14 protein-coding genes and 1 tRNA gene are annotated in these 14566 nt (G+C 57.9%); 3 read left to right on the forward strand and 12 right to left on the reverse strand.

Annotated elements, in window-relative coordinates; all coding sequences use genetic code 11:
* Position 1: 1 nt before the first annotated feature.
* From aupA to rpsU, 5 genes are all read right to left on the reverse strand, one after another.
* A complete protein-coding gene (gene aupA, locus GJU83_RS18115) occupies positions 2-1339 on the reverse strand; it encodes an alkane uptake protein AupA (RefSeq protein ID WP_153634888.1) in 1338 nt (445 codons plus the stop codon).
* A gap of 205 nt (positions 1340-1544) precedes the next feature.
* Positions 1545-1621 (reverse strand) — tRNA-Ile (locus tag GJU83_RS18120).
* A gap of 96 nt (positions 1622-1717) precedes the next feature.
* On the reverse strand, positions 1718-3562 hold the full coding sequence (gene rpoD, locus GJU83_RS18125) for an RNA polymerase sigma factor RpoD (protein ID WP_069184791.1): 1845 nt from the start codon (positions 3560-3562) through the stop codon (positions 1718-1720).
* Positions 3563-3681: 119 nt separating this feature from the next.
* Positions 3682-5409: a DNA primase gene (gene dnaG, locus GJU83_RS18130; protein ID WP_153634889.1), complete on the reverse strand. Its 1728-nt coding sequence runs from the start codon at positions 5407-5409 to the stop codon at positions 3682-3684.
* Positions 5410-5558: 149 nt separating this feature from the next.
* Positions 5559-5774, reverse strand: a complete 216-nt coding sequence (gene rpsU / locus GJU83_RS18135) for a 30S ribosomal protein S21 (protein ID WP_007153483.1) — start codon at positions 5772-5774, stop codon at positions 5559-5561.
* 238 nt (positions 5775-6012) lie between these two features.
* On the opposite strand from rpsU, the gene tsaD reads away from it, so the two are divergent.
* Positions 6013-7068: a tRNA (adenosine(37)-N6)-threonylcarbamoyltransferase complex transferase subunit TsaD gene (gene tsaD, locus GJU83_RS18140; protein WP_153634890.1), complete on the forward strand. Its 1056-nt coding sequence runs from the start codon at positions 6013-6015 to the stop codon at positions 7066-7068.
* A gap of 3 nt (positions 7069-7071) precedes the next feature.
* Here tsaD and plsY read toward each other — a convergent pair whose 3' ends face one another.
* Complete coding sequence (gene plsY / locus GJU83_RS18145) at positions 7072-7662, reverse strand: glycerol-3-phosphate 1-O-acyltransferase PlsY (protein WP_153634891.1); 591 nt, start codon at positions 7660-7662, stop codon at positions 7072-7074.
* Between the two features lie 140 nt (positions 7663-7802).
* On the opposite strand from plsY, the gene GJU83_RS18150 reads away from it, so the two are divergent.
* Positions 7803-8177 carry a dihydroneopterin aldolase gene (locus GJU83_RS18150; protein WP_136631297.1) on the forward strand — a complete coding sequence of 125 codons (375 nt, stop codon included), beginning with the start codon at positions 7803-7805 and terminating at the stop codon, positions 8175-8177.
* Positions 8177-8701, forward strand: coding sequence for a 2-amino-4-hydroxy-6-hydroxymethyldihydropteridine diphosphokinase (gene folK, locus GJU83_RS18155; RefSeq protein WP_153634892.1), 525 nt, complete (start codon positions 8177-8179; stop codon positions 8699-8701). The genes GJU83_RS18150 and folK (GJU83_RS18155) overlap by 1 nt, the downstream gene beginning before the upstream one ends.
* Here the strand turns inward: folK (GJU83_RS18155) and pgi are convergent.
* The 6 genes from pgi to GJU83_RS18185 are packed head-to-tail and all read right to left on the reverse strand — an operon-like array spanning position 8684 to position 14181.
* Positions 8684-10345, reverse strand: a complete 1662-nt coding sequence (pgi, locus tag GJU83_RS18160) for a glucose-6-phosphate isomerase (RefSeq protein WP_153634893.1) — start codon at positions 10343-10345, stop codon at positions 8684-8686. The two genes, folK (GJU83_RS18155) and pgi, sit on opposite strands and share 18 nt — an antisense overlap.
* Before the next feature lie 22 nt (positions 10346-10367).
* The gene (gene panC / locus GJU83_RS18165) at positions 10368-11216 is read right to left on the reverse strand and encodes a pantoate--beta-alanine ligase (protein ID WP_153634894.1); all 849 of its coding nucleotides are present in this window, start codon (positions 11214-11216) and stop codon (positions 10368-10370) included.
* A complete protein-coding gene (panB, locus tag GJU83_RS18170) occupies positions 11213-12007 on the reverse strand; it encodes a 3-methyl-2-oxobutanoate hydroxymethyltransferase (RefSeq protein ID WP_153634895.1) in 795 nt (264 codons plus the stop codon). The genes panC and panB overlap by 4 nt, the downstream gene beginning before the upstream one ends.
* Positions 12008-12066: 59 nt before the next feature.
* Positions 12067-12564, reverse strand: a complete 498-nt coding sequence (folK, locus tag GJU83_RS18175; RefSeq protein WP_153634896.1) for a 2-amino-4-hydroxy-6-hydroxymethyldihydropteridine diphosphokinase — start codon at positions 12562-12564, stop codon at positions 12067-12069.
* The gene (gene pcnB / locus GJU83_RS18180; protein WP_069184801.1) at positions 12564-13928 is read right to left on the reverse strand and encodes a polynucleotide adenylyltransferase PcnB; all 1365 of its coding nucleotides are present in this window, start codon (positions 13926-13928) and stop codon (positions 12564-12566) included. Before pcnB ends, folK (GJU83_RS18175) begins: the two co-directional genes overlap by 1 nt.
* Entirely contained in the window at positions 13921-14181 is a 261-nt protein-coding gene (locus GJU83_RS18185) for a hypothetical protein (protein ID WP_227514598.1), read from the reverse strand. Before GJU83_RS18185 ends, pcnB begins: the two co-directional genes overlap by 8 nt.
* Between the last annotated feature and the right edge of the window lie 385 nt (positions 14182-14566).

Below are 14566 nucleotides of genomic sequence, written 5' to 3' on the forward strand. Positions count from 1 at the left end.
CTTAAAACTTCAGGGTAATGGAGCCGCTGACAACGTGAACGTCGCCGTCTGCCGTAACCGGTGTTTCGTTGCCATCAAAATCCACCAGCGTAAAATCCCGTTCCTGAAGCTGCTGGTACTGATAACCAATGTCCAGGCGGACGGGGTAGGCCAGCAGACGGGTGCGGTCGTATGTGGCGCTCAGGCCCAGGCCGACCACGATCTTGTCGGTATCGAGATAATTGATCTCCGGATTGCGAGTGGACTTGAGGGGGGATTCCTCGTACGCCACGCCGCCACGTACGGAGAAGTTCTTGTTGAGCGCGTACTCGGCGCCGATTCGGGGAATCAGCACGTCGTCGAACTGAATCCGGCTGCCCGCTGGCACCGACTGCTGATCCTTGATTGTGTCGGAAGAAAACTCGTTCTCCAGCTCTGACCAGTTCTGCTGCTCCACGCTGCCACCGATCCGCCAGTTTTCGCCCCTGTACTGGGCACCAACACCAAAGGTTTCCGGCTGGAAGGAGTCAATGGTAGAGACCGCCAGACTCAGGCCGGGATCCGGGATGGTCTGGGTAACAATAATGTTGGAGTCCACCGATGTAGAAGCAGCTGACTTGGTGCGATAGGTGAATGCGGTTTCCCAGCCGTCCAGGAAACAGTCGCTGTCCGGGCAAAACGTGCTTCCTAGGTCGATGTTGGTGCCCAGGATCGTTTTCAGTGAGGGTTCAGCGTTGACTGCCAGTCGCTCGCGGCTGGTTTCGCCACCGAGGGTCGAGACCGCATCAAGGTTTGCCTGGGCATCCAAGGTAACGCGCACCGAGGCACCGGCGGAGATGCCACGCCAGATTGGCGTAGCGCCCCCGATGTTGAGGAACAGGGGTTCTTTTCCATACTGCAGGAACTGGCCGTTCTCCGTGGTTTGCGAATCGAAGGCCAGCATTTCCTTGCCGTATTTCTCAACGCCGGCAATAAAGCCCAGATAGATTGGATGTTTGAAGCGAGTCAAAGAACCCAGATTGGTTTTCATACCAATAAGAACGTGCTGGCTCGGCGAGTTGGCCAGAATATCGCCATTGGCATTCGGGTTGGCAGAACGAAGCTCCTGCTCGGCATGCAGAATGCCGGCGGTCAGCTCCCCGCGCTCATCTTTGGTCAAGTAAGCGGGGTTGTAATAGGTGGCAGATACCTGGTCGTTGAACATCGACAGGGACTGGGCCGTAGCGACATCCACCGGCATAACGCCGTAGGTGGTGCCAAGGTTGCCCATGCTGGCATTGACCGGAAGAGAAAAACCGACAGAGGCGGTGGTGATAGCAAGAGACAGTGCCCTTGACCGGGAAAGGGAGGAAAAAGCCATTGATACACTCCATTACTTCGTTGTTTTTATACTCGTGCCGTGAGGTGTCCTTGCACGGCTGGTATTTTTGTTCAGGAGCTAGTGTATTCGGCTTGTCTTTTGGGGACGTTGGCTTTTTTGACAAAAATTAAGGGCGGGAGAACCATGTATCGATAAACGATTGACACTTCGTATGGATATTCTTTGTCATTGCGGATACAGGAAGTGGTGGGCCCAGCTGGACTCGAACCAGCGACCAAGGGATTATGAGTCCCCTGCTCTAACCAACTGAGCTATAGGCCCGTTCAGCGAATGCTGTTTTGAAAGGTGTTTCCTGGGGGGAAACAAAGCGGGCGCCATTATACCGGTGAGGTAAGGCGCCCGCTACTGTTGTAGTGCTTATCCGTTGCCCTGGTCGTCGATAAAGCCGCGCAGGTGGTCGGAGCGTGACGGGTGACGCAGTTTGCGCAGCGCCTTGGCTTCGATCTGACGGATACGCTCCCGGGTTACGTCGAACTGTTTGCCGACTTCTTCCAGGGTGTGGTCGGTGTTCATCTCGATACCAAAACGCATCCGCAGTACCTTGGATTCGCGGGCGGTAAGGCCGGCCAGTACCGAGCGGGTGGCTTCGCGCAGGCCTTCGGCGGTAGCAGAATCCACCGGGGAGAGAGCCTGGATATCTTCGATGAAGTCGCCCAGATGGCTGTCTTCGTCGTCGCCGATCGGGGTTTCCATGGAAATAGGCTCTTTGGCGATCTTCAGTACCTTGCGGATCTTGTCCTCGGGCATTTCCATGCGCTCGCCCAGCTCTTCCGGCGTGGGCTCGCGGCCCATCTCCTGCAGCATCTGTCGGGAGATGCGGTTGAGCTTGTTGATGGTCTCGATCATGTGCACCGGAATACGGATGGTGCGGGCCTGGTCCGCGATGGAGCGGGTGATAGCCTGACGGATCCACCAGGTCGCGTAGGTCGAGAACTTGTAACCCCGACGGTACTCGAACTTGTCGACAGCCTTCATCAGGCCGATGTTGCCCTCCTGGATCAGATCCAGGAACTGCAGGCCACGGTTGGTGTACTTCTTGGCGATAGAAATAACCAGACGCAGGTTGGCTTCAACCATTTCTTTCTTGGCACGGCGAGCCTTGGCTTCACCGATGGAGACGCGACGGTTGATTTCCTTGATATCGGCAACGTCCAGATCCACTTCAGTCTGCACGTTCTGGATGCGCTTCTGCAGGCGAACAATCTCGTCAATACGCTCGGCCATCGGCGCTGCGTAAGGCTTCTTGCTCTTGGCGATCTTGTCGGCCCAATCCAGGTTGGTTTCATTGCCCGGGAATGACTTGATGAAGTCCTTGCGGGGCATTTTGCACTCGCGAACACAGATCTGCATGATCGCGCGCTCGTTCTCGCGAACCAGATCATTGGTGGAACGAACCACGTTGACCAGTTCGTCAAATGCCTTGTTGGCGAGCTTGAACGGAGCGAATACCTGGCCCAGCTCGTTCAGGGCTTCCTGGGTTTTTTTGTCGGAACGACCGTGCTTGGCCAAAGCCTTGTTGGCTGCATCCAGCTTTTCGTTGAGCAGTTCGAAACGAAGCCGGGTCTCTTCCGGATCCGGGCCGTTATCGGTTTCTTCTTCCGAGGAGTCGTCGTCATCGTCTGAATCAGAGTCGGAATCATCAGAGCTTTCGGGGGTGGTGTCCTCACCCATGAACGGCTCGGCATCGTCCGGATCCAGGAAGCCGGTTACGATGTCGCTGATACGGCCTTCGTTTTCAAGAATGCGGTCGTAGGCCTGGATAACGGTGCCAGCGGTGCCTGGGAAGTGGGCAACGGCGGCCATCACATCGCGAATGCCTTCCTCGATGCGCTTGGCAATGACGATTTCGCCCTCGCGAGTAAGCAGCTCGACGGTGCCCATTTCGCGCATGTACATGCGAACTGGATCCGTAGTGCGGCCGGCATCGGTTTCAACAGCGGCCAGAGCGGCGGCGGCTTCAGCGGCGGCGGCTTCGTCAGCGGTGGAATCACCCTCGGTCATGAGCAGGGTATCGGCGTCGGGTGTTTCTTCGCACACCTGGATACCCATGTCGTTGATCATGCGAATGATGTCTTCGACCTGATCCGGGTCGGCGATGTCTTCCGGGAGGTGGTCGTTTACCTCGGCGTAAGTCAGGTAACCTTGTTCCTTGCCTCGTGCAATGAGGTCTTTCAAACGTGATTTTTGCGAATTGCCTGACATAGACACCCTGTGAACTCGCTTTTAGACGGAAAAAAGTTAAACAGCCATTATAGCTGTCGCTCGGTTGCTCTGCCACCGAATGGTTAGATGGTGATCAGAGCGTCAAGTTTCAAGTGCTGCTAGTCCCCGGTGCCACCACTCAGGGCTCTCAGCTCCTGTCGTTCCTCGCTCGTGAGGTTGGACAGGTTTCTCAATAGTGTGGCAAGCCTTTGCTGGCGGGCAGCCTCTTCATTCGGGCTCAGCAGCTCTCGGGCGGCTGCCAAGGTGCTTTCCCTTGCCGGAATGTGCTCGATCCCGTCAAACAGGTGGTAAAACCGCTCGCGAGCGGCTGAATCAAGCGCCATCCCGCGCACCAGCGTTTTCCGGTCCCGAATGTCGCTTGCCAGAATCCACTCGGCAAAATTCCGGGCCTGATTGAATTGCCGGGAGCTGCGGGCCAAGTCGGTCACTTCAGTGGCCAGGTCTGGTGCTTCCAGCAGGGCAAGGCACAGAATGCTGTCCTTGCTGAGCTTTACATCAATCCGATCTTCGGAAACCCGGTCCCTTCGCTCGCCGTTCCACCGGCCTTTCTGTCCCTGCTGGCGGTTCTGCCACTGGTTCCGGCCACCGCAAAGGCGCAGCATTTCGTGCCACATGGCATCCCGAAGGGTGCTTCTGGGCATTTTGTTCAGCAGGGGTTCAACCCTGGCTCGCAGTTCGCCCCGGTGTTCCGGCAGCTGCAGGTCCAGTCCTTCACTCTGCCGGTCGAACAGGTACCGCGACAGAGGTGTTGCGCCTTCAATGCGCTTCTGGAACGCCTGCGCTCCCTCCTTGCGCACCAGGGTGTCCGGATCCTCGCCCTGAGGCAGCATCAGAAACTGCAGGTGCAGGCCGTCGGCCATCAGTTCCAGCGCGTTTTCCATGGCCTTGTCGGCGGCCCGGAAGCCGGCCTGGTCGCCGTCGAAGCAGAACACTATGTGCCTGACCTGCTTTAACAGTGCCTGCAGACTGTCCTGATTCGTCGCGGTGCCCAGTGTCGCAACTGCATAGTGAATGCCGTGTTGGGCGAGGGCGATCACGTCCATGTAACCCTCAACCACCAGCAGCTTGTCTAACTGCCGGATGGCCTGCTTGGCTTCGAAAAGCCCGTAAATCTCGCGACTCTTGTGGAATACATCTGACTCCGGAGAGTTGATGTATTTTGCCTTGTCGTCACCAAGCGTGCGCCCACCAAAGGCAACGGTTCTGCCGCGGGTGTTACGGATCGGGAACATGACCCGGTTGCGGAACAGATCTCTTGGCCTGCCGTATTTGTCAGACACCGTCCCTGTTTCAATCAGCGGGCCTTGCAGGTCCTTGCTGGCGGCATCAAACAGGGCGGTACCGGTTGAGGGGGCATACCCCACCTGATACTGCTCAATGATGGCGTTATTCAGTCCCCGTTGTTTCAGATAGTCCCGGGCGTAGGCGCCTTGCTGACCCTTGAGTGCCGATTGATAGAAACGGGTGGCAAAGTCCAGCGCGTCGGTTAAAGTCCGCGCCTGCTGCATTTCCTGCTTTGCCGCCCGGTCATAGGGGACTTCAAGCCCCACTCGTTTGGCCAGCTCCTCAACCGCTTCGGTAAATCCCAGGCCTTCAAACTCCCTGACGAAGCTGATGGCATCGCCGTGGGCGCCGCATCCGAAACAATGGTAAAAGCCTTTGTCTGGCCGGACGTTGAACGAGGGCGTTTTCTCGTCGTGGAACGGGCAGCAGGCCTTGTAGTTGGCCCCGGCTTTCTTGAGCGTAATGCGGGAACCGATCAGCTCCGCCAGATCGATACGATCCAGCAGGTTTTCAACAAACTGTTGAGGGATCAGTCCGCTCATGGGGGCTCCACATCAGGCCGTCATCGGAGTTGGCCAATAGCCAAAAATGCCGCCGAAGCCAGGCCTCGGCGGCATTTTTGAGTCGCTCTGTGCAGCCTGCGGCTGGACAGGCAATCAGTGCTTTGCAGTCAAGCGGCGTCAGGTAAAACTCAGTACAGACGCTCGAACTTGCGCTGTTCCCGCTGAAGCTTCTTGAGATGACGCTTAACGGCAGCGGCTGCTTTGCGCTTACGAACAGCGGTCGGCTTCTCGTAGTGCTCGCGACGACGTACTTCAGAAAGTACACCCGCTTTTTCGCAGGAACGCTTGAAGCGACGCAGTGCTACGTCAAACGGCTCATTCTCTTTCACTTTAACAGCTGGCATTCGGAAATCACCTACCTGATAGATTCGGTTTCAATTTTGTCCGTCTGGCGTGGCCAGATCGGTTCTCGATCCCTGGTCAGATTGGCTAAAACTCGACCAGTGCATATTTTAGGGCGGCAATGATAGCGCCTGCGTTATAGCAAGGTCAATGTTTGTTCGATGAATCTGCCAGTGGGTTTCGGGTTTCTGCTAAAATGCGCGTCGTTTTCATTTCTGCCAACCAATGTGGCCCGACATTATGCTGATTCTAGGTATCGAGACGTCCTGTGATGAGACCGGCGTGGCGCTGTATGACACCGAAGCGGGATTGCTGGGACATGCCCTGTTCAGTCAGATCGACATGCACGCCGATTACGGGGGGGTCGTGCCTGAGCTGGCGTCCCGGGATCACGTTCGAAAGCTGCTGCCCTTGTGCGACCAGGTACTATCAGACGCGGGCAAACGTCGGTCAGATATAGAGGGTATTGCCTACACTGCAGGCCCTGGATTGGTGGGCGCCCTGATGGTTGGCGGCTCGGTGGCCCATGCCCTGGGTTTTGCCCTGGGTGTTCCTGTTCTGGGCGTGCACCACATGGAAGGGCATCTGCTGGCCCCCATGTTGGAAGACAACCCGCCCGGATTTCCGTTCGTCGCATTGCTGGTCTCTGGTGGCCACACCCAACTGGTCAGGGTTGATGGCATTGGCGAGTACGAGATGCTGGGCGAATCGGTGGACGATGCCGCCGGTGAAGCCTTTGACAAGACTGCCAAGATGCTCGGCTTGGACTATCCGGGTGGCCCTCGGGTGGCGGCGCTCGCGGAAAAGGGAACCGAAGGCCGTTACCGGTTCCCCAGGCCAATGACCGACCGGCCCGGGTTGGATTTCAGCTTCAGCGGCCTGAAAACCTTCACCCTCAACACCGTCAATGCTGCACGGGAGGCAGGCGGGCTGGATGAGCAGACCCGGGCGGATATCGCCCTGGCGTTTGAAGCTGCTGTGGTTGATACACTGACTATCAAGTGCCGTCGGGCCCTGGAGCAGACAGGTTGCAAGCGTCTGGTCATTGCCGGGGGTGTCAGTGCCAACAAGCGCCTTCGGGCGGGCCTGGAGAAAATGACTGCCAAGCTCAAGGCCAACGTGTTCTATGCCCGGCCAGAATTCTGCACGGATAACGGTGCAATGATCGCCTACGCTGGCGCCCAGCGCATGAGTGCTGGCCAACAGGACGGTGAGCGGATTGTGGCTGTGCCCAGATGGCCAATGAACACGCTGCCACCGATCAACGAACCGCGATCCACCGGTCTGGTGGACTGATTTCTAGAGCCCGGCTTCGCGTCCCTGGGCCAACCGGATCAGATTGTTCCGATGGCGAACCACAATCAGCAGGGCGAGCAGACCGAACAGGGGCAGGGTTTCCGGTTCAAGGAAGGCGCTGATCAACGGGCCACTGATAATCGCCACCAGGGAGGCGAGAGCTGAGATGCGCCAGCGCCAGATCACCAGCATCCAGATAGCGGCCATCATCAACGTTGTAACCGGAGCCAGGGCAAGGCCGGCCCCAAGTGCGGTTGCAACCCCTTTTCCACCCTTGAAACGATAAAACATCGGGATCATGTGGCCGGTGACGGCGCAAAGGGCAACGACGGCCTGAACCATTACCGAAAGGCCGGCGGCATGAGCCAGCCATACGGGAAGCCAGCCTTTGGCCGCATCCAGTGCCAGAGTCAGCAGTGCTGGCGGCCAACCGCCTGTGCGGTAGACGTTGGTGGCACCGGGGTTGCCGGAGCCCTGGGCCCGCGGGTCTGGCAGTTTCCAGAGTTGGCATACCGGCAGCGCAAACAACACCGAGCCTGCCACATACGCGGCGGCGCAGAGTAAAACCGTTAACACCGGGTCACTGAGAAGCATGCTGTGGGCTCGGAAGCAAAGACGACCATGGCCAATATGTGCGAAAATGCCCGCCCTGAAAACGCAGGCGGGCTTGATCACAGTATCCCCTGGCTGTGCGTTATTCAATCACCAAAGAGTGGAAGAACCCGGGAGCACCCTTGGCAGACACCGTATTGATCGAAGGCCTGGTTGTGGAGACTGTGGTCGGAGTTTACGACTGGGAGCGGGAAGTCACCCAGAGCCTGGTGATTGATCTGGAAATGGCCTGGGATAACCGGGTGCCGGGCAAGACCGACGAAGTTGCTGACGCTCTGGATTACGCGGCTGTGAGTACCCGGGTCGAGTCCTGCCTGCAGACGCTCAGGCCGAAACTGCTTGAGTATGGGGCGGAAGTTCTGGCCAAAACCCTGCAGGATGAATTCGGCATAAGCTGGCTGCGACTGGCTATCCGCAAGCCTGGCGCTGTACCTGCAGCAAAGGCGGTGGGCGTGCAGATCGAACGGGGAGAGAAAACTGAGACAGGAGCACGTTAATGGCAGCGGCCGCCCGGGTATACATCAGCATTGGCAGCAATGTGGACAGGGAGCGCTACGTCACTGCGGCACTTGATGCCCTGTCTGGGTGGTTTGGCGAGCTGGTTATCTCCCCGGTCTACGACAGCGAGGCTGTCGGATTTGACGGTTCTCCGTTCTTGAACCTCGTGGTGGGCGTAGATACGTCCTTGTCGGTTGCCGAACTGTCACAGCGTTTCAAACAGTTGGAAGCCGACAACGGCCGGCGTCGGGATGTCCCGAAATTTAGCGCGCGGACCCTTGATCTGGATATTCTCACCTATGGTGACGCGGTCGGCCGGATAGATGGCGTCGAGCTGCCCAGAGGGGAAATCCTGAAAAACGCTTTCGTGCTGCGGCCGCTCGCCGACATCGCGCCGGAGGAGGTGCATCCGGTGTGCGGTAAATCCTACGGCCAGTTGTGGCGGGAATACAGCACCGGCCAGCGGCTCTGGCCGGTAGATTTCAACTGGCAAGGGCGGCAGATCTCAAGCGCTGCCGGCTGAGCGGAACCGCTCAATAAGGTGATCGGTCGAGCTGTCGCTGGCCTGGTTGCCTCCTTCATCCCCAAGCAGTCGCGGCAAAATACCCTTGCCCAGTTGTTTGCCTAGTTCCACGCCCCACTGGTCGAATGAATCTACATCCCAGATTACCCCCTGAACAAAGGTGCGGTGTTCGTAGAGCGCGATCAGGGCTCCCACGGTCTCCGGGGTAACCTTTTCCATGGTCAGGGTATTGCTCGGCTTATTGCCGGGGATGACCTTGTGGGGCGCAAGCTGCTCAATCTCGCTTTCGTCCCGCCCTTCTGCTTTCAGCTCAGACCTGGCTTCTTCCAGTGATTTGCCGGCCATCATGGCCCGGGACTGGCTCAGGCAGTTGGCAAACAGGTCTGCGTGATGGGTAGCCACCGGATTGTGGGATTTCAGGGGGATGATGAAATCCGCCGGAATCAGTCGGGTGCCCTGGTGGATCAATTGGTGATAGGCGTGCTGGCCATTGGCGCCGACCCCACCCCAGATGACCGGTCCGGATTGCCAGCCCAGGGTATCGCCGGCCTGGGTCACGCTCTTGCCATTGCTTTCCATGTCCAGCTGCTGGAGGTGGTCCGGCAGGCTGCGAAGGTAGTGATCGTAGGGCAGGATTGCGTGGGTCTCGGCACCCCAGAAGTTGTTGTACCAGACGCCAAGCATGGCCATGACGACAGGCAGATTTTCCGCCAGTGGCGCTTCACGAAAGTGCTGATCCATGGCATGGGCGCCGGCCAGCAGAGCCCGGAAGTTGGCCATGCCAACACGGAAGGCAATGGGAAGTCCGATGGCAGACCAGAGCGAGTAACGTCCGCCTACCCAATCCCACATCGGGAAAACGTTGTCCGAATCAACGCCGAAGTCCTGTGCCGCGGGTACGTTGGCGGTCACTGCCATGAAATGCCGCGAGACAGCCTGTTCATCACCGCAGCGGTCCAGAAACCACTGTCGCGCCACCTTGCTGTTCTCCAGCGTTTCCTGCGTACGGAAGGACTTCGACTGGATGAGGAAAAGGGTGGTTTCCGGGTTTACCTGGCGAAGGGTCTCACAAATCTCTGTGCCGTCGATGTTGGCCACGTAATGGCAGCGGATACCAGACTGGGCGTAGGGCTGAAGGGCTTCGCTGACCAGCTTTGGGCCCAGATAGGAGCCGCCGATACCGATGCTCACTACATCGGTGAAAGGCTTGCCGGTGTATCCGGTGCGACGTTGGTGCAGAACGTCGTTTACCAGTGTTTCCATGCGATCGAGAGTGCTCTGTACCACGGCGACCACGTCCTCGCCGTCTATCATGATGGCCTCGTTGCCGGGATGGCGCAGGGCGGTATGCAGGGCAGGGCGATCTTCGGTAATGTTGACCCGCTCCCCCTGCAACAGGGCCCCCCGCCTGGCTTCCAGGTCGCAGCTGCTGGCCAGAGCCAACAGTGCCTCCAACACCTCATCCGTAAGCCGGTTCTTGGAAAAATCCAGTGACAGACCTGCTCCCTCGATAAAATAGCGCTTTGCCCGCCCCGGATCTTTATCGAACAGATCCTTCATCAAAACGCCTTCCAGGCGTTCCCTGTGCTCCTTCAGTGTCTGCCATTCGGGTTTCGAGGTCAGTACTGCAGGATGTGCGGGCATCAGAGGTTCCTTTTCTGTTGGCTTATCGGGTAAGGGACAGGTTGTCGATCAAGCGGGTTTTGCCCAGGAAGGCTGCTGCCAGAATAGTAATCTCCCTGTCCTCCGGTGTGGCCGGCTTGAGGGTCTGGCTGTTGACGATGTTGAAGTAGTCCGGCCTGAGACCAGCATCCCCGAGACTCTGCTCAGCTTCGCTTTCCAGTGCCTGGAAATCTGTACGACCATCGTTGATCTTGGTCGCTGTGGCCTGCAGGGCCTGGTGGACCGCCGGCGCAATCTGCCGCTCCTGAGCTGTCAGGTAACCATTACGTGAGCTTTTCGCCAGCCCATCGTCCTCTCTCACCGTGGGGGCGCCCACCACGTCCACCGGAATCATCAGGTCCCTGACCATTTTCCGGATCACGGCGAGTTGCTGGAAATCCTTCTCGCCAAATACGGCAAAGTCTGGCTGAACCATGTTAAACAACATGGTAACCACCGTGGCTACACCCTCAAAGTGACCTGGCCGGCTGGCACCGCAGTGGCCATCGCTGACATCAGGCACAATAACCTGGGTCTGCTTCGCCAGGCCTTCCGGGTAGATTTCTTCGGCGGCGGGCGCGAATACCAGGGTGTTTCCGGCGGAAGCGAGCTTTTCCTGGTCTTCGGCTAGCGTTCTCGGGTAGGTATCCAGGTCTTCGCCGGCTCCGAACTGCATCGGATTCACGAAGATGCTGGTTACCACCACATCCGCCATTTCAGCCGCCTTGCGAACCAGTGAAATATGACCTTCGTGCAGGTTGCCCATGGTGGGAACCAGGCCGATGGTTTTTCCCTGCTGGCGATAGCCGCGGAGGATGGTTCTCAGTTCTTTCAGGGAATGTACGGTTCTCATGCCTTGAACGTATGCTCCTCAGCGGGGAATGTGCGCTCGCCCACGGCTTTCACGTAGGCCTGCAGGGCTTCCTGTATTGAATCTGTCTCTGCCAGGAAGTTCTTCACGAACCGCGGCTTGCGGCCAGTGGTAATGCCCAGCATGTCGTGCAGGACAAGAATCTGGCCGTCAGTGTCCGGGCCTGCGCCTATTCCAATGACCGGTGCTTTGATGGCCTGGGCGATTCGCGCCGCCAGAGGCGCGGGGACGCATTCCAGAAGGATGACATCGGCGCCGGCTGCCTCCAGTTCGCAGGCATGCTCGATCATCATTTCGGCCGCCTTTTCGTCGCGGCCCTGCACCTTGTAGCCGCCAAATTTATTGACGAACTGCGGCGTCAGGCCAAGATGCGCACATACGGGCACGGCCCGTTCGGTCAGGGCGGTAATGGTCTCTTTCATCCAGTCCGTGCCCTCAAGTTTTACCATGTGGGCGCCTGCCCGCATCAGTTCGGCGGCATTTTCCATGGCAGTCTCAACGGTGCCGTAACTCATAAAGGGCATGTCTGCCATGATCAGGGACCCGCGGTTGCCTTTGGCCACGCAGCTGACGTGATACACCATTTGATCCATGGTGACCGGCAGAGTGCTGTCGTGCCCCTGGAGTACCATGCCCAGGGAATCGCCAATCAGGATGACGTGAACGCCCGCTTCGCTGACCACCTGAGAAAAGGTGGCGTCGTAGGAGGTAAGGGCAGCGAAGGCTTCGCCCTTCTGCTTGAACTCACGCAGGGTATTGATGGTAACAGCCATAGAATCCTTGCCTTTTGGGTGGATGGGCCTGGGCGTGCCGGGGTATCGGCGTTGAAGTGTTAAGGGTAATCCGCCGGCGGAAGCTTGCGCAAGCCGTTGTCGGGGCATTGGCTGCGCAGCTTGGAAATGGCGGTGCCATCCGGCAGAGCGAGGTCGGCCTTCAGGTCCATTAGGGGTTGGAGCGCAAAGTCGCGGTTCCGTAACTCTCGATGAGGAATGGTGAGGCGATCATCGTCGAGTACCTGGTTGCCGAACAGCAGTATGTCCAGATCGAGCGTGCGGGGCCCCCAGTGCCGAAGCCGCTCCCGGCCGTGCTTGTGTTCAATTTCCTGCAGTTCGTCAAGAAGCTGGTGTGGCGCCAGGGATGTCCTTAACCACGCGGCCCCATTAACAAAGTCAGGCTGGTCCTGGGGCCCCACCGGGCGGCTGGCATAAAAGGGCGATTGGGCCACCAGAACCGTCTCCGGTAGGTTAGCCAGGGCAGAGACTGCCCGGGCCAGTTGGGCTGCAGGGTCTTTCAGATTGCTGCCAAGACCGATAAAGACGTCTGTCATCATTACTGGGCGGGGCGTTTGACCGGTTTGCGGCGACGCCGACGCTTTTTGGGCGCATCGCTGCTTAATTGTGACAGCATCCGTTCTTGGCCACGTTCGTCTTCTTGCTGGAACTCGGTCCACCATTGGCCCAGCCCCGGTTCAATCTCGCCCGACGCCTCTCTAACCAGCAGGAAATCGTAAGCCGCGCGAAACCGCGGGTGGCTCATGGTGGCAAAAGCCCGCTTGCCCTGGCGCCGGGGCAGGCGCATCTGTAGTTCCCAGATTTCCTTCATGGGGCCGGAGAAGCGCTTGGGAATCGATGTCGCCTGAACCTGGCGGCCAATCACCTTGCCAATGGCACCGTGCAGGGCGGGCTGGACCGGGTCACCGTTATCCTGCCTGCGGTGCCATTCTGCCTGCAGCGCAGGCCAGAGCATGGCGGCAAAGAGGAAATAGGGCGTGACCGACTTGCCCTGGGCAATCCGGGCATCGGTGTTTCTCAGGGCCTGGCGAATAAGCTCGTCCGGCTCTCCGGCCTGAATGGCTCTGACCGTCTCCGGAAACAGGGGCTCCAGCAGGTTGTAACGGGTCAGTAGATCGTAAGTGGCTTCACCGTGGCCTGCGGAGAACAGTTTGAGTACTTCATCAAACAGGCGCGCGGGCGGGATATGGGTTAACAGAGGGGCTAACTCACCGATTGGCGCTTCGGTTTCCGGTTCAATATCGAAGCCCAGTTTGGCGGCAAAGCGAATAGCACGAAGCATACGCACCGGGTCTTCCCGGTAGCGGGTTTCCGGGTCGCCAATCAGACGCAGTTGCCGGTTGCGCAGATCTTCGATGCCGTTGGCAAAGTCGATAACGGTGAAGTCGCGGATGCAGTAGTATAGGGCATTGACGGTAAAGTCGCGCCGCAGGGCATCCTCTTCCTGGTTGCCGTAGACATTGTCGCGCAGCAGCAGACCGTGTTCATTGGTCCTGCGATCGTCATCATCGGTGTCGGTATCCGCTTCCGTGGCGTTGCCCCGGAAGGTCGTTACCTCAATCACCTCGCGGCCAAACACCACGTGGACAATCCGGAACCGGCGTCCGATCAGCCGGGAATTGCGGAACAGGTCGTGAACTTCCTCCGGCGTGGCATTGGTGGCAATGTCGAAATCCTTGGGCTTTCCACCCAGCAGGATATCCCTGACGCCGCCGCCTACAAGGTAGGCTTCATAGCCCGATTTGTTCAGACGATGCAGGACTTTCTTTGCAGGCTCGCTGATCACCGAGCGTGAGACATTGTGTTGGTCCCGGGGAATTTCCCGTCGCTGGTAGGTGCGGGCTTTCTTCTTTCCGTTGCCGGGCATAAAGGAACGGAGTTTTTCGACGAGTCGTTTAGGCATTGAAATCCGTGGTTGCGATGAGCAAAAACCGAGAGTTTAACGGTTTGAGCAGGATTTGCACACGTTTGCCGTGGATTACCGTTCCGGGGCCCAGAAAATCAAAAGGCGGATCCGTTTTCACGAATCCGCCCTCAAAGCGTTGACGATCTGCATTGTTTTTGTTTTTGCCGGGATTTTTCTTGGTTTTTGTACCCCACTGCATATCCCCATTGAGGGGCATCTCAGCAGCGCAAACGGAAAGCTTTGAATACACAGAGCGGTCAGAGACATCGGGCGGGTCTGGGGTAGCTGCAGCGTCACCTCAAAGGCGATTCTTCTCTACATCTACAACTCGCACGTGCCGTGGGACCACTAAAAAGCAAAGTACCCAAAACACTCAGTTCGCTCACGTTCTGTTGTTGTTTTTGTTACCGAACGTTTCCCGCAGCTTTTTGTTCTTGTTGTTGGCGCTGCTTTGTCACTCTTGTTTTTGTTGTTGTGCGCCAAATAGATTGCAGTCCGTGTGCCAGGTTTTGAATGTTCTTTATTAACAGTGCCTTACGATTTTGTAGGCCATAAGTGTTACCCCGTATTCAACCTAAGTGTTACCCAGATCACGTTACTTTAGTGAGGAGTGTTACCGACAGGAACATGGGGTA

The organism is Marinobacter salsuginis (genome assembly GCF_009617755.1).
GTDB lineage: Bacteria > Pseudomonadota > Gammaproteobacteria > Pseudomonadales > Oleiphilaceae > Marinobacter > Marinobacter salsuginis.